Annotated in this window: 24 protein-coding genes; 17 read left to right on the top strand and 7 right to left on the bottom strand. The window is 38.6% G+C overall.

Annotation, left to right across the window (positions count from 1 at the left end; genetic code table 11):
* Positions 1–45 precede the first annotated feature (45 nt).
* The 15 genes from FC81_RS06695 (at position 46) to FC81_RS06625 (ending at position 19,132) form a co-directional block, all read left to right on the top strand.
* Positions 46–4,389 carry a PolC-type DNA polymerase III gene (locus FC81_RS06695; RefSeq protein ID WP_057744641.1) on the top strand — a complete coding sequence of 1,448 codons (4,344 nt, stop codon included), beginning with the start codon at positions 46–48 and terminating at the stop codon, positions 4,387–4,389.
* A gap of 172 nt (positions 4,390–4,561) precedes the next feature.
* On the top strand, positions 4,562–5,035 hold the full coding sequence (gene rimP / locus FC81_RS06690) for a ribosome maturation factor RimP (RefSeq protein WP_057744638.1): 474 nt from the start codon (positions 4,562–4,564) through the stop codon (positions 5,033–5,035).
* Positions 5,036–5,058: 23 nt separating this feature from the next.
* On the top strand, positions 5,059–6,153 hold the full coding sequence (nusA, locus tag FC81_RS06685; protein ID WP_057744635.1) for a transcription termination factor NusA: 1,095 nt from the start codon (positions 5,059–5,061) through the stop codon (positions 6,151–6,153).
* A 13-nt stretch (positions 6,154–6,166) separates the two neighbouring features.
* A complete protein-coding gene (gene rnpM, locus FC81_RS06680) occupies positions 6,167–6,469 on the top strand; it encodes an RNase P modulator RnpM (RefSeq protein WP_057744632.1) in 303 nt (100 codons plus the stop codon).
* Complete coding sequence (locus tag FC81_RS06675) at positions 6,459–6,767, top strand: L7Ae/L30e/S12e/Gadd45 family ribosomal protein (RefSeq protein WP_057745070.1); 309 nt, start codon at positions 6,459–6,461, stop codon at positions 6,765–6,767. Before rnpM ends, FC81_RS06675 begins: the two co-directional genes overlap by 11 nt.
* Before the next feature lie 63 nt (positions 6,768–6,830).
* Positions 6,831–9,293, top strand: a complete 2,463-nt coding sequence (infB, locus tag FC81_RS06670) for a translation initiation factor IF-2 (protein ID WP_057744630.1) — start codon at positions 6,831–6,833, stop codon at positions 9,291–9,293.
* Positions 9,294–9,326: 33 nt separating this feature from the next.
* Positions 9,327–9,683, top strand: coding sequence for a 30S ribosome-binding factor RbfA (gene rbfA / locus FC81_RS06665; RefSeq protein ID WP_057744627.1), 357 nt, complete (start codon positions 9,327–9,329; stop codon positions 9,681–9,683).
* A gap of 328 nt (positions 9,684–10,011) precedes the next feature.
* Complete coding sequence (gene truB / locus FC81_RS06660; RefSeq protein WP_057744623.1) at positions 10,012–10,935, top strand: tRNA pseudouridine(55) synthase TruB; 924 nt, start codon at positions 10,012–10,014, stop codon at positions 10,933–10,935.
* Position 10,936: 1 nt separating this feature from the next.
* Positions 10,937–11,872, top strand: a complete 936-nt coding sequence (gene ribF / locus FC81_RS06655) for a riboflavin biosynthesis protein RibF (protein ID WP_057744620.1) — start codon at positions 10,937–10,939, stop codon at positions 11,870–11,872.
* 126 nt (positions 11,873–11,998) lie between these two features.
* Positions 11,999–13,033, top strand: coding sequence for a heat-inducible transcriptional repressor HrcA (hrcA, locus tag FC81_RS06650; protein WP_057744617.1), 1,035 nt, complete (start codon positions 11,999–12,001; stop codon positions 13,031–13,033).
* Between the two features lie 17 nt (positions 13,034–13,050).
* A complete protein-coding gene (grpE, locus tag FC81_RS06645) occupies positions 13,051–13,683 on the top strand; it encodes a nucleotide exchange factor GrpE (protein ID WP_083478779.1) in 633 nt (210 codons plus the stop codon).
* 29 nt (positions 13,684–13,712) lie between these two features.
* A complete protein-coding gene (gene dnaK / locus FC81_RS06640; protein ID WP_057744615.1) occupies positions 13,713–15,560 on the top strand; it encodes a molecular chaperone DnaK in 1,848 nt (615 codons plus the stop codon).
* Between the two features lie 119 nt (positions 15,561–15,679).
* Complete coding sequence (gene dnaJ, locus FC81_RS06635; protein ID WP_057744612.1) at positions 15,680–16,819, top strand: molecular chaperone DnaJ; 1,140 nt, start codon at positions 15,680–15,682, stop codon at positions 16,817–16,819.
* Between the two features lie 173 nt (positions 16,820–16,992).
* Positions 16,993–18,819, top strand: a complete 1,827-nt coding sequence (gene lepA / locus FC81_RS06630) for a translation elongation factor 4 (RefSeq protein ID WP_057744610.1) — start codon at positions 16,993–16,995, stop codon at positions 18,817–18,819.
* Between the two features lie 46 nt (positions 18,820–18,865).
* Positions 18,866–19,132 (top strand): SemiSWEET family transporter, encoded by a 267-nt coding sequence (locus FC81_RS06625; protein ID WP_057744607.1) that lies wholly within the window; start codon positions 18,866–18,868, stop codon positions 19,130–19,132.
* 402 nt (positions 19,133–19,534) lie between these two features.
* Here FC81_RS06625 and FC81_RS06620 read toward each other — a convergent pair whose 3' ends face one another.
* The 7 genes from FC81_RS06620 to FC81_RS06595 form a co-directional block, all read right to left on the bottom strand.
* Positions 19,535–20,008, bottom strand: a complete 474-nt coding sequence (locus tag FC81_RS06620; RefSeq protein ID WP_057744604.1) for a glutathione peroxidase — start codon at positions 20,006–20,008, stop codon at positions 19,535–19,537.
* A 162-nt stretch (positions 20,009–20,170) separates the two neighbouring features.
* Positions 20,171–20,563, bottom strand: coding sequence for an Asp23/Gls24 family envelope stress response protein (locus FC81_RS06615; protein ID WP_057744602.1), 393 nt, complete (start codon positions 20,561–20,563; stop codon positions 20,171–20,173).
* 11 nt (positions 20,564–20,574) lie between these two features.
* Positions 20,575–20,766, bottom strand: coding sequence for a DUF2273 domain-containing protein (locus tag FC81_RS06610; RefSeq protein WP_057744601.1), 192 nt, complete (start codon positions 20,764–20,766; stop codon positions 20,575–20,577).
* A 13-nt stretch (positions 20,767–20,779) separates the two neighbouring features.
* Entirely contained in the window at positions 20,780–21,331 is a 552-nt protein-coding gene (amaP, locus tag FC81_RS06605) for an alkaline shock response membrane anchor protein AmaP (protein WP_057744599.1), read from the bottom strand.
* 30 nt (positions 21,332–21,361) lie between these two features.
* A complete protein-coding gene (locus FC81_RS11045; protein WP_164477448.1) occupies positions 21,362–21,502 on the bottom strand; it encodes a hypothetical protein in 141 nt (46 codons plus the stop codon).
* 373 nt (positions 21,503–21,875) lie between these two features.
* Complete coding sequence (locus FC81_RS06600) at positions 21,876–22,226, bottom strand: hypothetical protein (RefSeq protein WP_057744595.1); 351 nt, start codon at positions 22,224–22,226, stop codon at positions 21,876–21,878.
* A 17-nt stretch (positions 22,227–22,243) separates the two neighbouring features.
* Positions 22,244–23,203: a nucleoside hydrolase gene (locus FC81_RS06595; RefSeq protein ID WP_057745063.1), complete on the bottom strand. Its 960-nt coding sequence runs from the start codon at positions 23,201–23,203 to the stop codon at positions 22,244–22,246.
* A gap of 224 nt (positions 23,204–23,427) precedes the next feature.
* Between FC81_RS06595 and FC81_RS06590 the strand changes: the two genes are divergently transcribed.
* Positions 23,428–23,913, top strand: coding sequence for a DUF3013 family protein (locus FC81_RS06590; protein WP_057744592.1), 486 nt, complete (start codon positions 23,428–23,430; stop codon positions 23,911–23,913).
* A gap of 29 nt (positions 23,914–23,942) precedes the next feature.
* The gene (prmA, locus tag FC81_RS06585; protein WP_057744589.1) at positions 23,943–24,836 is read left to right on the top strand and encodes a 50S ribosomal protein L11 methyltransferase; all 894 of its coding nucleotides are present in this window, start codon (positions 23,943–23,945) and stop codon (positions 24,834–24,836) included.
* The last annotated feature ends 2 nt before the right edge of the window (positions 24,837–24,838 follow it).

The raw sequence follows: 24,838 nt of genomic DNA, 5'->3' as shown, positions 1-24,838 counted from the left end.
ATTTGTTCCAGCCTTTTTATAAATTGCAAAGGAAGGATAATTACTTTGGAGCTTGATAAACAATCGTTGTTCCGTAAACTGCTTGATCAGATTAAGTGGCAGCCTTCACCGGAACAAGAAAAAGATCTTGCAGGAACACAGATAAAAAAAGTTGAAGTCCATCGTAAATCGCAGCGATGGGATTTCGTGATTGAAACGCAGACTATCTGGCCCTTTGCGACTTTTTTAGAATTTTGGCAGCATTTAAAACTAGGATTTAAGGATATTGCAGAGACAGATATTATTATCTTGACGACTGCACCACATCTGAGTGATAAAAATCTTGGTGAATACTGGGAATGGGTCGTAAAAAATTGTGAGATAAAATCTTCGCTAGTTCAGGAATTGTGTAATAAAAATGTTCCGTACCTAGATGAACAGCGGGTAATGTTTGCAGCAGAAAACGAAATTGTCAAACAATTTTTAACGACGCAAGCTCTAGGACCAATTGAACAAGAGTATCATAAATTAGGATTTCCTAAGTTTTCTATCCAAACATTGATTGATGAATCAAAATCACAGCAAAAAATAGATGAGTTTAAAGAACGTAAGGCTAAAACAGATGCTGAACTTGCTCAAAAAGCAGTTGCAGCAATTAAAAAACAAAATGAACAGAAAAAAGAAAATAAGCAGGTATTGCCAACCATTGATGGTCCAGTCGTGTTGGGGAAAAAAATTGATAATAGAGAAGCACCACTGCAAATGGTCAATATTATCGAAGAAGAAAGATCTGTTGTTGTTCAGGGCTATATTTTCGATAAGGAAGTCCGTAAACTACGCTCTTCACGTGAGCTATTAATCATTAAGATAACAGATTATAGTTCTTCCATTATCGTTAAGAAGTTTTCACGGACAGATGAAGATGAGGCTTGTTTCAATGCTATCCAAGAAGGGCAGTGGGTCAAGGTCCGCGGAAGTGTTCAAGAAGACAATTTTATGCATGATCTTGTAATTAATGCTTATGATATCAATCAAGTTCCACATGCTACACGACAAGATACAGCGCCACAAGATGAAAAAAGAGCAGAACTGCATTTACATACTAACATGAGTATGATGGATGCAACTGAAAGTATTACCAGTTATGTTGAACAAGCAGCTAAATGGGGCCAAAAAGCAATTGCCGTGACCGACCACAGTACTTTGCAGGCTTTTCCTGAGGCGCATACAGCAGGAGAAAAAAATAACGTAAAGATTTTATATGGCGTTGAAGCAAATGTTGTTGATGACGGAACTCCAATTGGATATAACGATGCGCATATCGGTTTAAAAGACGCGACTTATGTAGTCTTTGATACTGAAACAACAGGGTTATCCGCACGTTTTGATAAAGTAATTGAATTATCTGCAGTTAAGATGAATAAGGGGAACGTTATTGATCAGTTTGAGGAGTTTATCGACCCAGGGCATCCCTTATCACAAACAACAATCAATTTGACGAGTATCACAGACGATATGGTTCGCGGTTCTAAGAGTGAAAAAGAGGTTTTTAAGTTATTTCAGGAATTTTGCAAGAACACGATCATTGTAGGGCATAACGCGACTTTTGACGTTGATTTTATGAACACAGGCTATGCCCGGCACAACTTACCGCTTATTAAGGAACCATGGATTGATACACTGACGTTAGCACGTTTGCTATATCCACAGCTTAAAAGTTTCCGTTTGAACAAGTTGACTAAAATGCTGAATGTTAATTTGGAACATCATCATCGGGCTATCTACGATGCTGAGGCTACGGGCCATATTTATTTTGCAATGTTGAAAGAAGCCATAGAGAAATACAAGATAGAGTATCATGACCAGTTAAATAATTATATTGGTGAAAGTGCAGCTTATAAACATGAACATCCTTTCCATGCAACTATTATGGCTGTGACCCAGGCTGGGTTGAAAAACCTTTTCAAACTAGCTTCGCTTTCAATGGTTAAATATTTTTATCGGGTTCCACGAATTCCACGTTCAGAATTAACTAAGTACCGTGAAGGACTAATTGTCGGCTCCGCGTGTGCTAATGGTGAAGTTTTTACGGCTATGATGCAGAAAGGCTACAACGAAGCTAAGGAAAAAGCACGGTTTTATGATTATCTTGAAGTGCAACCTAAGCCGTTATATGCGCCATTGCTCGAACAAGAACTAGTTAAAGATACGCAAAATTTAGAAGAAATAATTAAGAACATGGTCGATTTAGGGAAGGAATTAAAAATTCCCGTTGCCGCGACTGGTGATGTTCACTTCATGAATAAAGAAGATGCAATCTACCGCAAAATTCTGATACATTCTCAAGGTGGCGCGAATCCACTTAATCGTATTAAACAGTTACCAGACGCACACTTCAGAACAACAAATGAAATGCTGAATGAATTCTCTTTTTTGGGTGAAGAAGACGCCAAGAAGGTTGTTGTCGATGATCCCAATACGATCGTAGATATGGCTGCCGAGATAACACCTGTGAAAGATAAATTATATACCCCGAAGATGGAAGGGGCAGAAGACCAGATTAAAGAATTAACGATGGATAAGGCACATGAACTTTATGGTGAGCAACTGCCGGAAATCGTACAGAAACGAATTGATAAAGAATTAAAAAGTGTTATTGGAAATGGATTTTCAGTTATTTATTTGATTGCACAAAAACTTGTTTTCAAGTCAAATAAAGATGGCTATTTAGTTGGCTCACGTGGTTCGGTCGGCTCTAGTCTAGTCGCAACCTTGGCAGGAATTACGGAGGTCAATCCTTTACCACCACATTACCGCTGCCCTAAGTGTAAATGGAGTCATTTTTATGAGAAAGGTGAATACGGTTCTGGTTTTGACTTACCCGAAAAAAAATGTCCTAATTGTGGTGGTCGTTTAGTCAAAGATGGTCATGATATTCCCTTTGAAACATTTTTAGGATTTTATGGTAATAAAGTTCCTGATATTGATTTAAACTTTTCAGGTGATTATCAGCCGATTGCGCATAATTATACTAAAGTTCTTTTTGGTGAAAAAAATGTTTATCGGGCAGGAACAATTGGAACGGTGGCTGATAAAACGGCTTATGGGTATGTTAAAGCATATGAGCGTGATACGGAACAAACACTGCGTAATGCTGAAGTTGACCGGTTAGCTAAGGGCGCTACTGGGGTTAAACGAACAACTGGACAGCATCCAGCAGGGATTATTGTTGTACCGGATTACATGGATATCTATGATTTCACACCTATTCAGTATCCAGCTGATGATCTGTCTGCTGCTTGGAAAACAACTCATTTTGATTTTCATTCGATCCATGATAATATTCTTAAACTTGATATCTTAGGGCATGATGATCCAACAATGATCAGGATGCTACAAGATCTTTCTGGGATTGATCCGCAGACGATTCCACCAACTGATCCTGGGATCATGCAATTATTTTCAGGAACAGAGATTTTAAAGGTTACACCGGAGCAGATTAATTCAAATACAGGAACATTGGGGATCCCGGAATTTGGAACGCGTTTTGTTCGTGGGATGCTTGAGGAAACTGAGCCAAAAACATTTGCAGAATTATTGAAGATTTCTGGTCTATCTCATGGGACGGATGTTTGGCTGGGAAATGCTGAAGATTTAATTCAAAATGGTACTGTAACTATGCCAGAAGTTATTGGTTGTCGTGATGATATTATGATGGATCTGATCCATATGGGTGTTGAGGCTGATCGTGCCTTTAAAATAATGGAACATGTTCGTAAAGGCCGCGGGATTCCTGATGATTGGCAGAAGGAAATGCGGGCAGCAAAGGTTCCTGAATGGTACATTGATGCTTGTCTAAAAATCAAGTATATGTTCCCTAAAGCCCATGCTGCTGCGTATGTTATGATGGCGCTGCGGATCGCTTATTTCAAAGTCTACTTTCCATTGTTGTATTATTCTGCTTATTTCAGTGTTCGCGCAGATGACTTTGACCTGGTTGCGATGGCACGTGGTAAAGATGGTGTTAAGGCAGCAATGAAGGAAATTTCGGATAAGGGAATGGATGCTTCAACGAAAGAGAAAAACTTACTGACTGTTTTAGAACTTGCTAACGAGATGTTAGAACGCGGTTTTGATTTTAAGATGGTCGATGTTAAGAAATCTGAAGTCTCGACTTGGAAGATTGAGGAAACAAGTCTAATCGCACCTTTTAATGCAGTTCCAGGATTGGGGACTAACGTTGCTAAGCAAATCGTAGCTGCTAGAGAGGAAAGACCATTTCTATCAAAAGAAGATCTTGCTAAGAGAGGAAAAGTCTCTAAAACGATAATTGATTTTATGACTGAACAACATGTTCTAGATGAATTACCAGATGAAAATCAATTGAGTCTCTTTGATTCACTGTTTTAATTCTTTTAAATGAAGCTTTTTTCAGTGCCTACAGTTGTTTAGACCGCTTTTTTATGTTAAAATCAACAGTGTAATTAGATAACTCGTTAAGAGTGAGCAGTGATGCTCGCTCTTTTTATTGCAACTACTGAAGTAAACAGTAGAATCGGAGAAGTTATAGGGAGGTCAATGCGTGAGTACCGTAGTGAAGACAGTTACTGAGCTAGTTACACCTATTTTGGAGGCAAATAATTTCGAATTAGTCGATATTGAATTTGTAAAGGAAGGTAAAAACTGGTATCTGCGTGTTTTTATCGACAAAGAAGATGGGATTAATATTGAAGAATGTGCTTTGGTAAGTGATCAGCTGAGTGAAAAGCTTGACGCTTGCGACCCGGATCCGATTCCTCAAGCATATTATCTTGAAGTTTCTTCACCAGGGGCTGAACGTCCACTGAAGAAACCACGTGACTTTGAAAGAGCACTCAATAAGTTTATTCATGTATCACTATATCAACAGTTAAATGGTGCAAAGGTCTATGAGGGGACATTAGTCGATCTGAATGATGAGTCATTAACGCTTGCATACATGGATAAAACACGTCAAAAAACAATTGAAATAAACCGTAAACAGATTGCCCAAGCTCGCTTGGCTATCAAATTTTAATTATTATTAAGGAGAAAAGTAAGATGAGTAAGGAACTATTGAATGCCTTGGACGCATTAGAAGAGGAAAAAGGTATTAAAAAACAAGTTGTACTTGAAGCTCTTGAAGCGGCTCTAGTTTCAGCTTATAAACGTAACTATGGACAAGCCCAAAATGTTGAAGTTGATTTCGACCAAAGAGGTGGAAATATTCATGTTTATGCTGTTCGTGAAGTTGTTGACGAAGTTTTTGATTCACGGTTAGAGGTTAGTTTGAAAGAAGCACTTGAGATTAATAAGGCGTACGAGGTTGGTGATACGATTCGTTTTGAAGTAACTCCAAAGAATTTTGGGCGGATCGCTGCTCAAACAGCTAAGCAGGTTATTATGCAGCGTGTCCGTGAGGCTGAACGTGGTATTATTTATGATGAGTATATCCAATATGAAAACGAAATTGTTACAGGTGAAGTTGAACGTCATGATCACCGGTATGTTTATGTGAACTTGGGACGTGTTGAAGCTGTTCTTTCCCATCAAGATCAAATTCCAGGTGAAGAATATAAGCCACATGACCGTATCAAAGTTTATATTTACAAAGTTGAGAATACTTCGAAGGGGCCACAAGTTTTTGTTAGCCGCTCACATCCAGATCTCCTCAAGCGTTTATTTGAACAAGAAATTCCTGAGATTTTTGATGGCACAGTTGAAATCGTTTCAATTGCCCGTGAAGCAGGTGATCGTGCCAAGGTTGCAGTTCGTTCTAATAGTGAGGGTGTTGATCCAGTAGGAACCTGTGTTGGGCCTCGCGGTGAACGTGTTCAAGTTATTGTAAATGAACTGAAGGGTGAAAATATGGATATTGTTGAATGGCGTGATAGCCCAGCAGAATTTATCAGCAATGCTTTGAACCCAGCCGAAGTTTTAAATGTTGTTTTTGATCCTAAAAATGAACGTGCTTGTACTGTTGTCGTCCCAGATGATCAACTTTCCCTTGCGATCGGTAAACGAGGTCAGAATGCACGCTTAGCAGCTAAACTTACTGGATTTAAGATTGATATCAAATCTGAAACAGAATTTGATTCAAGTGCTGAGGATGAAAATGAGGAAGAAGTAGCAAATCAAACAACTGACAATAACTAAGGGGGGTATTTTAATGGCTCACAAGCGCAAGATACCAATGCGAAAAGATATTGTAACAGGTGAAATGAAGCCTAAAAAGGAACTGGTCCGCGTTGTTAAGAATAAAGAAAATGAAGTCAGCCTTGATCCAACGGGTAAAAAGGCTGGACGTGGAGCTTATATCTTTTTAGATGTTGCCATTGCTAAAAAAGCGCAGGCTGAACGGACTTTCGATAAGGTTTTTGAAACAGAGATCCCAGCTGCGTTTTACACGGAATTGGTTGAATATGTTGATCACCAAGCAGCACGGCGTGAACTATTTGGAAATGAAAAATAGGCAAAAGGTTCTTCAGTTGCTGGGACTTGCACGGCGAGCCAGTAAGCTAACTACCGGAGATGAAAATGTTTTAAAAAATATTCGTAATAAGAAAACATACTTTGTCTTTGTTGCCAGTGATAGTTCTGAAGCGACCCTAAAAAAATACACAAATAAATGTCATAGTTATCAGATTGCAATGGATAGCAGTTTTACCCAAGCTGAATTAAGTAACGCAATCGGTATTAGCCGCAAACTCATTGCAGTTGATGATAGTGGCTTTAGTCGAAAAATTACTATATTATTAGAACGAGAGTAATCTTTGCGAATTAATGGTTAATAGCCAAGATAAAGCAATTCAGGAAGTTAGGAGTGTGAACGTATGGGTAAAAAGCGAATTTATCAACTAGCTAAAGAATTAAAGCTCAATAGTAAGGCAGTTATTGATGCTGCACGGCAAAAGGGTTTTTCAGTCAGCAATCATATGTCAACGATTGGTGAGAATGAAGAACGGCAATTGCGGGAAGCTTTAACTAAAAAAGATACAAAGAGTGTCAAAAGCACCAAGCCGGTTGTAGTTCATCCCAAAGGTAAAAACGGGCAGCAGCCACAACAGCATCGTGCTAGCAATACTCAGCAGAAAACGGAGAATATCCGTACAAATAATCATAAGAATGAGGTAAAGTCTATTTCTAATAAAAATAATCAGACCCTAAAAACAAAAAGAACTAACACAAATGCCACCAGCAATAATAAGCAACAGAGTAATACACAACAGAAACATCATACTACTAATAATAGTTCAGCTAAGTCGCAAGAACGTAGCAACAGTCAGCGTCAAAGTAGCAGTAATAGTAGCCAACGCCAAAGCAGCAGTAGTAGCAGTCAACGCCAAAGCAGCAGTAATAGTGGCCAACGCCAGACACAAGGAAATCGTTCGAGCAACAATAACCGTTTTGGCAATAACCGTTATAATCCATACAGTCAAAATAAGTTTAGTAACAAGAAGAGACGAAAAAATAAGAAGAACAATCGCCGTCAGGAAAATAAGAAGCCAGCTGTTCCACCACGTAAGGATCGTCCATTGCCAGAAACGCTTGTTTATACGGTTGGGATGAATGTAGCTGCTATTGCTAAGAAAATCCATCGTGAGCCAGCTGAAATCATTAAAAAACTCTTTATGATGGGGGTTATGGTTAACCAAAACCAGTCATTAGATAAAGATACTATTGAAATCTTAGCAGCCGATTATGGTATTAAGGCTGAAGAAAAGATTGAGGTCGATGTAGCTGACATTGATAAATTCTTCGAAGAGGAACAAGAAAATAAGAAACACTTAGTTCCACGTCCTCCTGTCGTTACAATTATGGGACACGTTGACCATGGTAAAACAACTCTGCTGGATAAGCTACGTCATACGCATGTAACAGAAGGTGAAGCTGGCGGGATTACCCAGCATATAGGTGCGTATCAAGTAAAGCATGATGGCAAAACAATTACTTTCCTTGATACTCCAGGACATGCGGCCTTCACTAATATGCGGGCGCGTGGTGCAGATATTACTGATATTACTGTTTTAGTAGTTGCAGCGGATGATGGTGTTATGCCACAGACAATCGAAGCGATCAACCATGCGAAAGCAGCTAAAGTGCCAATTATTGTCGCCGTTAATAAAATTGATAAGCCAGGAGCTAACCCTAATCATGTAATGGAACAATTGACAGAGTATGAATTGATTCCTGAAAATTGGGGCGGAGATACGATTTTTGTTGAGATCTCAGCTAAATTTGGCAAGAACTTAGATGAATTATTGGATATGATCCTGCTTGAAGCAGAAGTACTTGAACTCCGTGCGAATGCTAAACAACATGGTGCGGGTTCTGTTATTGAAGCACGGCTGGATAAAGGCAAAGGAACCGTGGCCTCCCTCTTGGTTCAACAAGGAACCTTGCATGTTGGAGATCCAATCGTTGTTGGTAACGCATTTGGACGTGTACGAACAATGATCAATGACAAGGGACAGCAGATCCAAAAGGCTCTGCCAGCAACACCAGTCGAAATTACTGGTTTGAATGATGTACCTGATTCAGGTGATCGCTTTATTGTCTTCGAAGATGAAAAGACAGCACGTGCGGCTGGTGAAGAACGAGCAAAACGTGCATTGATCAAGGAACGTAGTAATACTCATCATGTTACTTTGGATAACTTGTTTGATTCACTTAAAGAGGGCGAGTTAAAAGAAGTTAATGTTATTATCAAGGCTGACGTGCAGGGCTCAGTTGAAGCTTTGGCAGGTAGCCTGAAAAAGATTGAAGTTGAAGGCGTAAGAGTCAATATTATTCATCAGGCAGCAGGTGCAATCAACGAAAGTGATGTTACTTTAGCTGAAGCATCAAATGCTATTATTATTGGATTCAATGTCCGACCAACACCGCAGGCTAAATCCCAGGCAGATAGTGACAAGGTAGATATCCGCTTGCATCGTGTCATTTATCAGGCAATTGATGAAATTGAGACTGCGATGAAAGGAATGCTGGAACCAGTTTATCAAGAAAAGGTTATCGGTCAGGTTGAAATTCGTGAAACCTATAAAGTTTCTAAGTTAGGAACGATTGGTGGCGGTTATGTTACTGATGGATATATCGAACGTGATAGTGGTGTTCGGATTATTCGCGAAGGAATTGTTATTTATGAAGGTAAGCTTGCAAGCTTAAAACGGTTTAAAGATGATGTTAAACAGGTTAAGCAGGGCTTTGAATGTGGCTTAATGATTGAAAAGTACAATGATATTAAAGTTGGCGACCAAGTTGAAGCTTTCGTAATGGAAGAAGTTCCCGCCGATTAAAGAAAATATTTATAGCATAAGGGGGGAAACATAATGGTTCAAAACTATCGTGTTGGGCGTTTAGCACAAGAGATCCAAAAAGAAGTTAGTGATATCCTTTTAAAGCGTGTCCGTGATCCACGGGTCAAGGGTGTAACGATTACTGGGGTTGAAGTAACAGGTGATTTGCAGCAAGCAACGATTTATTACAGTATTTTATCTGAACTTGCATCTGATGGAGAAAAAACACAGATTGGCTTGAATAAAGCAACTGGATTGATTCGCCGTGAGTTAGGTGCAAGATTGAGTATCTATGTTACACCCGAAATTAAGTTTGCGCGTGATGAGTCAGTACAGTACGGTGATAAGATTGACCGACTCTTAAACAAACTGCATCATTCAGAAGAGTAATGTTGCTTTGAATGAGTTGAGTCCCGCAATTTTGAATATAAAAAAGAGGATGCTGGATCAAAAATTATTTTTGGTCTGGCTCCTTTATTTTAATTAGCATCATAAAAATAATTATGGGCACTGATGCTCAAAGACTAACGCCCAATTAGCACACTTCTTTAACGTGTTTCAATGTAGGCAATCTTCTCTGCTTAACTGCTAGTTAGTTATAGTCAAATGCTATAACTAATTTACCGTTAATGCTCACAGACTAACGCCTAATTAGCACACTTCTTTTCTGTTTTGTAGTAAAATAAAAATATTAATGTATTATTGCTGGAGGTAACTAATGGATGGCATCATACCTTTATATAAAGAACGTGGCATGACAAGCAACGATTGTGTTTTTAAATGTCGTAAGATTTTAAAAAATAAGCGGGTTGGGCATAGCGGTACACTTGATCCGAATGTTGATGGTGTACTGCCAATTTGTGTTGGTAAGGCAACCAAGGTTGTTAATTACTTAATGGATTCAGGTAAAGTTTATTTTGGAGAGATTACGCTTGGAATGGCAACAACTACGGAAGATCTTGAGGGCGAGATCATTGCACAGCAGCGATTAGCTAAGCCGGTTACAGCGGCTGCGATCGATGAAGCAATGCAGTCGTTAACGGGAAACTTGATCCAGATTCCACCAATGTATTCAGCAATCAAAGTTAAGGGTCGTCGGTTATATGATTATGCGCGTGCGGGCGAGAGTGTCGAACGCCCACGTAGAAAGATCACGGTTACTTATTTTAAGCAGGCAAGGGCAGCGACTTTCGATAACGAACAGGGTCAGCAAAAAATTTATTTTGAGGTAGGCTGTGGTAAGGGAACTTACGTTAGAACTTTAGCAGTTGATCTAGGTAAAAAACTTGGTGTTCCTGCGGTGATGTCGGAACTTACGCGCTTAGCGAGCGGTGGTTTTAAAATTAGTCAGGCAGTCAAGCTGGCTGATTTAAGTGCAGCTGCGGTAAAAGGTGAGCTCGAGCAGTATTTATTTCCAGCTGACCATGCGCTTACAAAGTTTCCACATCATAAACTAACAGAAGAACAGTGGCGGATCGTGCAGAACGGTGGTTTTTTATTGCCGCGCTATTTACAGGATGAGCAGCGCCCGTTTATCGTATTGATGTACGCAGAAAAGGCTAGGGCAATCTATCGCTTTAATCAAGCCGAAGAACGCTATCAGCCTGAACAAATGATTGACTTGACTGAAGGAGAAAAGTAACGTGCAAGTAATTTATTTAGATGAGCCATTTAATAGCAAGACTATCTACCCTGGACCGATTGTTCTGGCATTAGGTTTTTTTGATGGTGTTCATCTCGGGCATCAACGGGTAATAGAAAAAGCGAAACAGGAGGCACAGAAAAAGGGGATCAAGCTTGCTATAATGACTCTAGACCGACACCCTTCAATTGCTTTTCAAGGTGTTCCACAAACAAGCGTAAAATATCTGACTCCCTTAAAACGTAAACTGGAATTATTTGTTAAATTAGGTGCAGACATTACCTACGTTGTGGCATTGAATGACAAAATCGTTCCTATGGGACCACAAGAATTTGTTGATAAATATATGGTGGGTTTAAACGCAGTTACGGTCGTAGCAGGTGCAGATTATACGTATGGGAAAAAAGAAATCGCTAATATGACGACACTTGCGGATTATGGGCGAGATCGTTTTAAGATTATTACAATCCCACACTTAAAAAAAGCAGGTTTTAAGGTTGGTTCAACAACGATTAGGCAAGATATTGATGAAGGAAAATTAAGGGATGCAAATAAGTTGCTGGGGTATATTTACCAAACAAGCGGTGTTGTTGTTCATGGTAAGCAACGTGGTCGTAAGCTAGGCTATCCAACGATTAATCTGAGGATACCGACTGATGAACGAATTCCAGGTGAAGGAATTTATGCGGTCAAAGTAAGAATTATTGGAAAAACGGTTATAGGGATGGCCTCGATCGGACGAAATGAAACTTTTGGTGTAGGACAACAGCAAACTGTCGAAATAAACCTGTTGGCTTTTTCAGAAATGGTCTATGGCGAACAAGTCGTTGTTGAGTGGTATTGTAAATTACGTGAGCAGGTTAGGTTTCCCAATGCACAAAGCCTAATCTTACAACTGGAACATGATAAACAAGCCACAGAAAGATATTTTGAGTAAGCTTGATTATTAAGTGTGACGGATATTTGTTGACTATTCTTGACTTATGTACAAACTTCTTGTATATTAATAATTGACTTAGCACTCAAAGAGGTTAAGTGCTAAGCGGTAAACGAGGTGATTGTGATGCTAACAGAGAGGCAGTTACTGATTCTTGAGGCAATTATTCAAGATTACACCGATGTTGGTCGACCAATAGGCTCAAAAGCTCTGGAGCGGCAGTTACCGATGCACGTTAGTTCAGCAACTATTCGAAATGAAATGTCAGTTCTGGAACGTTTGGGACTTATAAATAAAGAGCATTCTTCTTCTGGAAGAGTCCCTTCACTAAAGGGTTATCGCTACTACGTTGATAACTTGGTTAAGCCTGATACGGTTGATAAACAGAGCCTTGAGAATATCCGAGCATCTTTTGGCAGTCAGTTTTTTAAGAGCGATGAGATTTTAGCTGAGTCCGCGCAGATTCTATCTAAGATGACGAACTATACGGCAATTGCTTTTAGACCTGAATCCCAAGATATTTTCTTACAAGGTTTTAAGATTATGCCAATGGGTCAACAGCGGGTGATGGTTATCCTTGTAATGAGTGATGGAGCCGTTGAGAGCCAGATCTTTAATTTACCTAAGTATATTAGCGGTGAAGAGCTCGAAGCGATGGTCCGGGTAATTAATGATCAAGTTAGTGGTGTACCAATCAACCAAGTTGTTGAAAAACTACAGGAGAGCATTCCATTGCTGCTGCATTATGTTCACCAACCGCGCGGCTTTCTAGATGTTTTTGGCAGAGTTTTGGATAAAGCAGCACAGGATCAATTCTTTATTGGTGGGAAGCTGAATTTACTGAATTTTGTTGAAAGTGGCGATGTTGAGCAGATCAAGGCCTTGTATTCATTGATTGACCGTTATGATGATATTAATGGTTTAATTAATAACTCAGGTGAGAATATTCAGGTCAAAATCGGTAAAGAATTGATAAATAGATCACTTGCCAATTACAGTTTGATTTCAGCAACTTACGATGTTGATCAACATGGCAAAGGGTTGATTGCCCTGCTAGGGCCAACCAATATGCCCTACTCAAAGATGATCGGACTGCTCGGGACATTGCGTGAAGAATTGGCAAGTAGATTGCTAGATTATTATAATTCATATGATGATTAAGGAAAAGGGGTGTTCACTTGTCCAAAGATAATAAGAAGGATAAAAAGAATGCACAAGATATTGAAGATCAAGGTGAAACAGCTTTAAAAGAAGAACAAACTGCCACTGATACAACTGATCATGAGAAAAAGCAACAGGTCGAAGACGAAGCTACAACCGAAAAGGAAGCTTCTCCTGCAGCTAAAAATCAAGATCTACAGCAAAAAATAGCTGCAATGCAAGCAAAGTATGCTGCAATGGAAGATAAATATCTTCGAGCTGAAGCAGAGATGGCTAATATGCATACTCGTTTTAAAAAAGAGCAAGAAAAGCTACTTAAGTATGACGGACAGAACCTGGCTAAAGATGTTTTACCAGTTATTGATAACTTGAACCGTGCTTTGCAAATTGAGGTCGAAGATGAAGCTTCTAAGCAAATCAAACATGGAATCGAACTTGTTTATAAGGACATGGAGAAAGCACTGACTGCGAATGACATCATTAAAATTGATGCTCTGGGCCAATCTTTTGATCCAACTAAGCATCAGGCCGTAAAATCAGTCCAGGCTGAAGAAGGTCAGAAATCTGAAACGGTCGTTGAAGTATTTCAAGATGGATATATGTTAAAGGATCGCGTACTAAGACCAGCAATGGTTGTAGTTGCGCAATAAAAAAATAAATTAAAAGAGGTTGAGATTATATGTCAAAGATTATTGGAATTGATTTAGGGACAACTAACTCTGCCGTTGCCGTTCTCGAAGGCAAGGAAGCTAAAATTATTGCTAATCCAGAAGGTAACCGGACAACGCCTTCAGTGGTTTCATTTAAAAATGGTGAGACACAAGTTGGTGAAGTGGCAAAACGCCAAGCAATTACTAACCCTAATACAGTAGCATCTATCAAGCGTCATATGGGCGAAGCAGGGTATAAGGTTAAAGTTGAAGATAAGGAATATACACCACAGGAAATTTCAGCAATGATTTTACAATACATTAAAGATTACGCTGAATCTTACTTGGGTGAAGATGTTACACAAGCAGTTATTACAGTTCCAGCTTACTTTAACGATGCTCAACGCCAAGCTACTAAAGATGCTGGTAAGATCGCCGGTTTGAAAGTTGAAAGAATCGTTAATGAACCAACAGCTGCAGCTTTGGCTTATGGTTTGGATAAAACTGATAAAGATGAAAAAATCTTAGTTTTTGATCTTGGTGGTGGAACTTTTGATGTTTCGATCCTTGAATTAGGTGACGGAGTTTTTGAAGTTCTTTCAACTAATGGAGATACACACCTTGGTGGTGATGATTTCGATAAGAAGATTATGGATTGGTTGATTGCCGAATTTAAGAAAGAAAATGGTATTGATTTATCCAATGATAAGATGGCAATGCAACGTTTGAAAGATGCTGCTGAAAAAGCTAAGAAAGATCTTTCAGGAATCTCAAGTGCACAAATCAGTTTGCCATTCATTACTGCTGGTGAAAATGGTCCATTACATTTAGAGAAGAACTTAACCCGTGCTCAATTTGATGAATTAACTGCTGATTTAGTTGAACGGACAAAGATTCCTGTTCGTAATGCTTTGAAGGATGCAAACTTATCAATGTCTGATATTGATGAAGTTATTTTGGTTGGTGGTTCAACACGGATCCCAGCTGTTCAAGCGGCTGTTGAAGCTGAAACAAATCATAAGCCAAATCAATCAGTTAATCCCGATGAAGCTGTTGCACTTGGCGCTGCAGTTCAAGGTGGGGTAATTACTGGGGATGTCAAAGACGTTGTTTTACTTGATGTAACACCATTATCATTAGGAATTGAAACAATGGGTAGTGTCTTCACTAAGTTGATCGACCGTAATACAACAATTCCAACAAGTAAGTCACAAGTCTTCTCAACTGCTGCTGATAATCAACCAGCTGTTGACATCCATGTTTTACAGGGTGAACGTCCAATGGCTGCCGATAACAAGACACTGGGTCGCTTCCAGTTAACTGATATTCCAGCTGCACCACGGGGTGTACCACAGATCGAAGTTAAATTCGATATCGATAAAAACGGGATTGTTAATGTATCTGCTAAAGATTTGGGGACAAACAAAGAACAAAAAATTACGATTAAGAGTTCATCCGGTTTATCTGATGAAGAGATCGAACGAATGGTTAAAGAAGCTAAAGAAAACGAAGATAACGATAAGAAACGCAAAGAGGAAGTTGATTTGAAGAATGAAGTTGATCAACTACTCTTTACAACAGAAAAGACATTGAAGGATGTCAAGGGCAAAGTTTCTGATGAAGAGATCAAGAAAGCAGAAGATGCCCGTGACGCTTTGAAGAAAGCCCAAGAAGCTAATAATACTGAAGATATGAAGACTAAGAAAGATGATTTGAATAAGATCATCCAAGATTTATCAGTTAAACTTTATCAACAGGCTCAAGAAGCACAACAAGCTCAAGCTGGTAAAGATGGTGATGCTGCTAAGGGTGATAATAAAGATGATGAAACTGTGGATGGTGACTTTAAAGAGGTCGACCCAGACGATAAGAAATAGTCGTAGGGACAAATAAATAAAAAGTCAAAGGCCGGTTTGGACTTTGACTTTTTATTTATCATCGCTTATGGTACGCTAGTTCTAGTTAAACTTCTTAATTATATTATTGGAGGAAAAAAATGGCAGAAAACAGAGATCCATATGAGGCTTTAGGTGTTTCAAAAGATGCCTCTGCTGCTGAAATCAAGAAAGCATATCGAAAATTATCGAAGAAATATCATCCTGATTTAAATAAGGAACCAGGTGCAGAACAAAAGTTCAAAGAGGTCAATGAGGCATACGAAATCTTAAGTGATCCGCAGAAAAAAGCACAGTATGATCAGTATGGTTCAACTGGCGGACAGCAGGGCTTTGGCGGTGGTGCTGGTGGCTTTGGCGGCTTTAGTGATTTTGGTGGCGGCGCTGGCGGTTTTGAAGATATTTTTAGCTCCTTTTTTGGTGGCGGTGCTTCATCACGTTCACGAAATGCACCACGTCAAGGAAGAGATTTGCAGTATGAGATGACACTTACATTTGAAGAAGCAGTTTTTGGAAAGAAAACAAGTATTGAATACACCCGCAGTGCGGTATGTAAGACTTGTAACGGCAGCGGTGCTAAAAAAGGAACAGCAGTCGAGACTTGTTCGAAGTGTAACGGTACAGGAGTTATCCAAGTCGCTCGTCAAACACCGTTGGGTCGTGTAATGACCCAGCAAGAGTGTGATGTTTGCCATGGCAAGGGCAAGATTATTAAAGAAAAATGTTCAACTTGCGGTGGTGAAGGTATTACTCGTGAAAAACACAAAGTCGAAGTTAATATTCCAGCTGGCGTTGAAGACGGTAATCAAATGCGTCTGCAAGGTCAAGGAGAAGCTGGTGAAAATGGTGGGCCGTACGGCGATTTGTATATTGTCTTCAATGTTAAACCAAGTAAGACCTTTGAACGTGAAGGATCTGAAATTTACTTTAATTTACCAATCAGTTTCGTTCAGGCGACATTGGGAGACGAAGTAATGGTTACGACGGTGCATGGGGATGTTAAGATGAAGATCCCGGCCGGAACACAGACGGAAACGACGTTTAGACTTCGCGGTAAAGGTGCACCTAAGTTACGCAGCGATGGTAATGGCGATGAACATGTGACTGTGAAGGTGAAAACACCTAAGAATCTTAACCAGAAGCAGAAAGAGGCTTTAAAGGCTTTTGCAGAAGCTAGTGGTGAAGAAGTTACGGGTGAGGAATCTTTTTTTGAAAAACTAAAGAAGCGTAAAAGACGATAGTCTCAACTTAAATTAAAGAGTCTTGAGTGTCCTGTTGCGAGGATATTTCAGGGCTCTTTATTAGGTTTTATTGTGGATGTAAAAACAAGCCTAATTGTATTTAGATGCTACCGTTGGTATAATTGAATTTAGTTTATTAATCTTATTTGATTGAGAGAAAGTAGGAAATACGAATGGATATTGAAAAAATGAAAGAGCGTCAAAAACACATTCGCAATTTTTCCATTGTTGCACATATTGATCATGGTAAATCAACCTTAGCTGATCGTATTCTTGAAATGACTGACACCGTTTCGAAACGTGAAATGAAAAATCAGCTTTTAGACTCGATGGAGCTTGAGAGAGAACGTGGGATAACGATCAAATTAAATGCAGTTGAATTGCATTATCATGCTAAAAACGGAGAAATGTATATTTTTCATTTAATTGATACTCCAGGACATGTTGATTTTTCGTATGAGGTTTCACGGAGTCTGGCTGCCTGCGAAGGTGCAGTCCTAGTTGTCGATGCTGCGCAAGGAGTTGAAGCCCAGACCTTGGCTAATGTTTACTTAGCCATTGATGATGACCTTGAAATTATTCCGGTTATTAATAAAATCGATCTTCCTTCTGCTCGTCCAGAAGAAGTTCGGCAGGAAATTGAGGATGTTATTGGGCTCGATGCATCAGGTGCAGTTCTTGCTAGTGCTAAAAGAGGAATCGGGATTGAAGAAATTCTTGAAAAAGTAGTTAGTGAGGTTCCTGCACCGACGGGTCAATTGGATGCACCGCTCAAAGCATTGATTTTTGATTCAGTTTATGATGACTATCGGGGTGTTGTCTTGAGTATTCGGGTTTTTGAGGGCATGGTAAAGCCTGGCGATCGAATTCGGTTAATGAATACTCAAACTGAATATGAGGTTACTGAAGTTGGCGTTAATTCACCCAAGCCACTTAAGCGGGATATTTTGATTGCCGGTGATGTAGGCTATCTAACAGCCAGCATCAAGGATATTCAAGATACACGTGTTGGGGATACTATTACGAACGTAGCTCATCCAGCAGAAAAAGCACTTGAGGGCTATCGTGAGATGATCCCAATGGTCTATTCTGGTTTGTATCCAACTGATAATGCAAAATATAACGATCTGCGTGAAGCTTTGGAAAAGCTACAGTTAAATGATGCGGCTCTAGAATTTGAACCTGAAACATCCCAGGCGTTAGGTTTTGGTTTTCGTTGTGGCTTTTTAGGGTTATTGCATATGGATGTGGTGCAAGAACGGCTTGAGCGTGAGTTTAATATGGATCTGATTACAACAGCACCATCTGTAACCTATGATGTCGAGTTAACAGATGGAACACATAAAAAAGTTGATAATCCAGCCTCAATGCCAGAGGTTTCTAGTATTAAGCAAATCAATGAACCATTTGTAAAAGCAACGATTATGGTTCCCAATGATTACGTAGGTGCAGTAATGGAGTTATGTCAACGTAAACGTGGTAATTTTTTAACAATGGATTACCTAGATGATTACCGTGTGAACGTTATTTATGAGATGCCTTTATCAGAAATTATCTTTGATTTCTTTGATAAACTGAAATCAAGTACACGCGGGTACGCATCACTTGATTATGAAGTTGATGGAACAAGACCTAGTGATTTAGTCAAAATAGATATTTTACTGAATGGAGCTAAGGTTGACGCGCTGAGTTTTATCTCACACCGACAGTTTTCAGCAGAACGCGGTCGAACGATTGCATCGCGCTTGAAAAAAATTATTCCGCGACAGAACTTTGAGGTACCAATTCAAGCTGCGATTGGTGCAAAAATAGTCGCACGAACTAATATCAAAGCTTACCGTAAAGATGTAACAGCTAAAATTCACACGGGTGATCCTGATAGACGTGCTAAGTTGTTAGAAAAGCAAAAGCGTGGTAAAAAACGGATGAAGGCTGTTGGAACAGTTGAAGTACCCCAAGAGGCCTTTATGGCTGTGTTAAAGACGGATGAAGAGCAATAAATAAAATAGTAAGTCGAATAAGATGAAAGCCTGAGGAGGTTCTTTTTTGAAGCAGGAAGCAAGGTTTATTCAAATTCTAGGCAGAGTAGCAACCGTATTAGCGGTACTAATGTATGTTTCTTACATTCCACAGATTATGAACAATTTACAAGGTAATTATGGTAATCCGATTCAGCCGTTAGTAGCGGCGCTTAACTGTACATTTTGGTGTGTTTATGCCTATTTTAAAATGAACCGCGATTGGCCAGTCTTTTGGGCTAATTTTCCAGGAATATTTTTTGGACTGATTACTTTTATTACCTCGCTACATTAAATATGAGTAAAAGTATTGATTTAGTTGGGTATGAGTTCTAATTAGACGCTATGAAGATCGTTGTTTGGTGGAACAATCATACGAGGTTAGTTAGAGATTATTTTATATGAAATAAGCAAGAGGTTTAGGGCAAAGTAAGTTTTGACCAGCCTCTTTTTATTATCGTCTATTAGTGTGAGCAATAAAAAATATAAGTTAGTCGCGCGGATATAAATAATAAGTGAAAATCTCACTTTTACAATAAAATAAAAAAGGCAATGAGCAACCCCACTCATAGCCTAGTGTTAGATAGCAATTAACTAACAATTAAAGTATAGTATGTCGGTATACGAATTACAAGACTAAAGAACAAAAAAATTATATTAATGAGTAATTTATTAATCAATTAAGTTAAAAAAAGTACTATTGAAATAGCTGATCGAGTGCGGGAGCAATTTTCAAAGGATCTGTGGTTGGAGCATAACGTTTGATGACTTCACCATGTTTATCAATTAAAAATTTAGTGAAATTCCATTTAATTGCTTTATTGACTATACCGCTTTCCTGAGTCGTTAAATATTTAAATAAGGGAAGGGCTTTAGAACCATTAACATCATTAATTTGGTGCATAGGAAAAGTAACTCCGTAAGTTGTTTGACAAGCTACGGCTGCTTCGTGACTATCGGCTAATTCTTGGTGAAATTGATTTGAAGGAAAGCCTAGAACTACTAAGCCTTTATCTTGATAGGTTTGATATAATTGTTCAAGCTTTTTGAATTGCGGAGCGAGTCCACACTTAGTTGCTGTGTTCACGATCAGTAAAGGGTGCCCCTGATAGCGCTCTAAACGATATGATTCACCGTTTTCAAGGGTTACCTCAAAGTTATAAATTGACATGTTGACATCTCCTTAAGCTTAAAAATATTTGCTAGCTAATGATTCGAAAAAAGATAATGCTTGTTTTAGAGTAGGCGGTAAGACTAAAATAAACCTCCCGAAAGGATTACAGCACATCTAGCCGTAAGAAATTAGGGGAGGTCCTTATACAGCTCCAAATTATTATTCTTTTGCGCTGTTTTCATTTTTCATCTCAGCACGAGTTTTAACATCATTGATATGCAATTCAAATTCGACTAAAGTTAAACCGGTCATTTCGGTTAAGGCTTGTCGTACTTTACTAAGAACTTCTCTAAAAATTTGAGTAGCATTCTTACCATACTCGATAGTTGCTTCTAATTTAAGTGCAACTTGTTGTTCACCAACATCTGCGGCAATCCCCTTGGTAGAATCTGAACCAGGAGTTAGGCGGTCAGTTAGTTCAGTGAAGACGTTACCATCAAGGGAGATGATCCCATCCACTTGGTTAGTTGTGATACCTGCAATTTTCTTAATAACTTGATCATCAAAAGTTAGCTTTGTTTTTAATTGTTCAGCATTTTTATTTTCAACCATTATTTTTCCTCCTAATTAGTTAACTTATCTAGTAGTTTTATAAGCATTCCTTTTAAAGTGATCCCTTGTAAATCAAGCCAAGCACCGAGTGCACTCCCAATGAGAATAGCAGCTAGAATTAGGACCATTTTCCAAAAACCAAAGAAAATCCAACTGAAAGTAACCAAGAACCCGAGCAGGGCTCCAATATAACTTAACTTCATAGACCTCCCTCCTTCATATAACTGTTACTTTATCGCCGTCATGGTAAGGAGTCAGCTTTAAAGTAAGGTGTTTTAAATCAATATTTAAGATTTGTTTTAGATTAGTTTGAATAGTTGCAGCAATATCTTTTTCCAAAATATCTATATCAGTTGTACTAATCAACTTGCCTGTAATTCTGACAATAGCTGCCTTTTTATTTCTCAAAAGGTGAATCTTAACGTCGATATTTGCTAGTTCATATTCCTGTGAAAGAATTAGTCTTAAGTTACGTTCAACTGCCAAACGATCAATTACGAGCTTGTTTGTATGGTCTTGGAAAATGACTAATTGTTTGGCATTATTGGTACTGAATAAACCATAGGCTAGGATAATAAAACCCACTATGATCACAATAAGTTGACTTCCAAGTAAAAGTAATTGCCCATTTTCAGTGCCTTCCAGCCAATGGTTCCAAGAATAGAGGATACTTAGATCAGAATAGTAAGTGTAAAAGACAACAAGTAAACCGGCAGCAATTAGGCTCAAACCGATAAGTACGGCAAGTATTTTTTTCCATAGCGGCACTTCACCACCTCCTTGGATGACAGTTCTGTATTAATGGTGGATCTTTTTGCGCAGTTTATCACCCAGAGTATCAATTCCCTTAGCGGCAAAAATTGTTCCGCCAATTAAAAGACCACCTACTACAAGTGTACTAGCTAACATAAATTTAAAAATCGACTTTAATGTATCCATTTGGTCACCTCCCTTTAAAAAGGAATGATAGTTTTAAGAGCGCTATCATTTCTTATCACTATCATAGGGTAAATTGAATCAAAAATGCAACTAAACTGTTTTCTAAGTTTTTAAATGGGAATAATTATTGTTTAAAAGGTAGATAAAGGCTGCGATGTAATTTGGTTTTACACATACTAATTTTAATTTTAACTACAGTTTATTTATGTAAATAGGTTGTTTAAATATTGATTACCTGAAAGCAGCTGACTGTTAATAAATTAAAGCAAATACTTATTAATAGGTATTTTGCGTAATGCAATATATATTTTTGCATACAGCAAAAAAAGCCGTTTGTTTACTAAAAAACGACTTTTGTCAAAAAAATTTATAATTATAGGTTAAAAACAAAAACACTAGCGAGGCTTAACATGCCAATTCCAATAAAAAAAACGAAGAGTGTGGGTAAAAGGGATCCAATACGCATACGCAGATTATTAATGCAAATTGCAAGAATAACTACACTAGTAATCAGAAATAACAGATAAAGCAACTTGAGTGGTAAAAATAGTTCAATAATAAAAAGTGCAATAATTAAAATAAGATTACGGATATTACGATACCAAGTTAAACCTCCAAAAAAGGTCTTTCTGTATGAGAAGGGGCCTTCTTTGGGTGTCCTAGCATAACGATGTAGCAACAGAAGAAGCCAAAAAACGTATAAAAGAATTCCAATATATTTCATTTTTTTACCTTCTTAGTCTAGTGCGCAGCAAACAAAGGTGTCAGGCGATTCATAAATTTATCGAGGAAAGCTTTTTTGTCAACGTTAACAGCGACTTCAGTCGAAATATTGGTCTCATTTAGCCTGGCTTCGTCACCTATTGTTCGGCCTTCAAAGGGAGCGGTGGTCTCAACTTTGAGGTTGAGGCGTATTTTCTCAACTAGCGCTGGTTCAATCGCCACACCGACAGCTAAAGGGTCATGGAGCGCGCAGCCGTGGAGGTGGGGGTTGGTTGTTTTATAGGCTTCAATGTAATAATTAACTAGATCTGCATAAACTGTGCCAGCCTTAGTATTTAATGCTCGCCAACAAGCGGTTTCGTGTTTTGTCAACAGTGTCCTCGTAGTGACATCAAGGCCAACCATAGTTAGAGGGAGTGCTGTATGGAAGACCTCGTTAGCCGCTTCAGGGTCTTGATGGATATTTGCTTCGGCAGCAGGACTGACATTACCTGGAATAGTCAAGGCTCCGCCCATCAGTGTGACATGTCCAATCAAATCAGCAATTGTAGGATCTTTTTTAAGAGCAGCTGCTAGATTGGTTAAAGGACCAGTAGGGACAAAAAGCAATTGATCTTTATATTTATGTGCAGCTTCAATTAGAAAATCAATCCCACTTTGTTTTTCAGGTCCACGTTTAGCAGTTGGTAATTGTAAATTAGCAACACCGTTATCACCGTGAATCTGCGCGCTGACAGGTAAGACTTTGAAACCATCTACATGTAAAGCATGTTGTGCACCGAGATAGACAGGAACATCATCTGCACCTAATAAAGCTAGTAAGTCAAGACTGTTTTGAACTCCTTGTTCAACGTAGACGTTACCGTAAGAGCCGATAATTCCGATCAAGTCACAGTCAGGATCAGCTAAAGCATATGCTAGCGCTAATGCATCATCAACCCCGGTGTCTAGATCTAAGATCATTTTTTTCTTTGAAATTGACATTTAAACCCTCCTCTGATAATTTAACACACCCTGATTTTAGCAAAAAACGGGTCTCAAAACTAGTTAGGACAATTTTTAGTTTGTAGGAATTGCTACTTTATAATGAAGTATGATATATAATTATTGTTAATAAATATAATATGCTAAGTATAAAACTAGTAATTGATAGTATAATAAACAGCGGAATAATCGAATAATGGAAAAAGGCGGTAGGCAAAATGAAAAATAATCTTTTAGATTTTATAGATGCCAATTTAGAAAAACTTGATTTTGATGGGAGCTTAGAAGTATCTTGGCAAAAAGAAGAACATACCTTTACCTTAGATTTAACTTTTTATGCGGAAAATAAGGCACAAGAGATTATCTTGGATATGGAGGAAGTTGAGTCTGATGAGCCGATTATTACATTTGTTGATTCAATCTTGTTATATGACCAAACTAAGTTTGATGCTAGTCAGGTTAAAAATGATTATTTAGTCTGTTTGCCATTTGATGGTAAAAAGGGCTGGTCAGTAGCACAAGGAAAAGCATTCTTTACTTATTTGCAGATTGTACTTGATAATGGTGAATCTGATCTGTTGGACTTCTTAAATAATGAAGATGCGGATGTTTTTGAACTTGAATGGTCTGATGAGGAATATCAAAAGATCTTACAACAGACTATAAACGGACAAACAGAACGCTTATTATACCCAAAATACTAGATCTGATTAATAATGGTGGAGGAAAAAAAGTGGAGTGGGAAGAGTTAACGATTACAAGTTCAAATGAAGTTCGAGCGGCAGTTGAAAATATTTTAATTGAAGAGGGTGCTGCTGGAATAAAAAATAATGAGCAGGATCTTCAAGGGCAACTGACTGGTGTAAGTTTGAGCGGTTATTTCAAAAGTGAACAGCATATTGCTACAAGAATAACGATCATAAGAAACAAAGTTGAGGAGTTACGAAAATTTGGACTGGAACCAGGTAAAGTTATACTTAGTTTAAAAGATATCAAAGAACAATGGTCTGATCAGTGGGAAAAATATTATCATGCTACACGGATAACGCGTTATCTGACGATTGTCCCCTCATGGGAGCAGTACCGCTCCGAACAGTCAGAGGAGAAAGTAATCAGGCTTAATCCGGGAAAGGCTTTTGGTACAGGGACACATCCAACGACTGTTTTAGCTTTACGTGCATTAGAAGATGTTATCAGAGGCAGCGAGACGATGATTGATGTTGGGACTGGGTCAGGAGTCTTAAGTTTAGCTGCTAAAGCTTTAGGTGCGGGGCCAATTCAGGCATTTGATATTACGGAGGATGCTCTTACATCTGCTCGTCAAAATATCGAACTAAATCCTTTTGCGACAGGAATCAGTATTAGGCGTAATGATTTATTAAAAGGGATAAACACCTGTGTTGATCTCATCGCCGCAAATGTTCTACCAGAAGTTTTACTGGCACTTTTGCCACAGGTTCCAGCACACTTAAAAGAAAACGGTTATTTTATTGCTTCGGGAATTATTGCAGCTAAAAAGGATGTTTTGCAGGAAGCGATCTTGAAAGAAGGTTTGATCATTGATCAGATCGCAACTGATGGGAAGTGGGTTTCAATTATTGCACATAAAGTGACAGACAAGGAGTAGGC

Source organism: Liquorilactobacillus capillatus DSM 19910 (assembly GCF_001434915.1).
Lineage (GTDB): Bacteria > Bacillota > Bacilli > Lactobacillales > Lactobacillaceae > Liquorilactobacillus > Liquorilactobacillus capillatus.
Note: the sequence above shows the minus strand (reverse complement) of the source record. Positions and strands in the feature narration are given on the sequence as shown.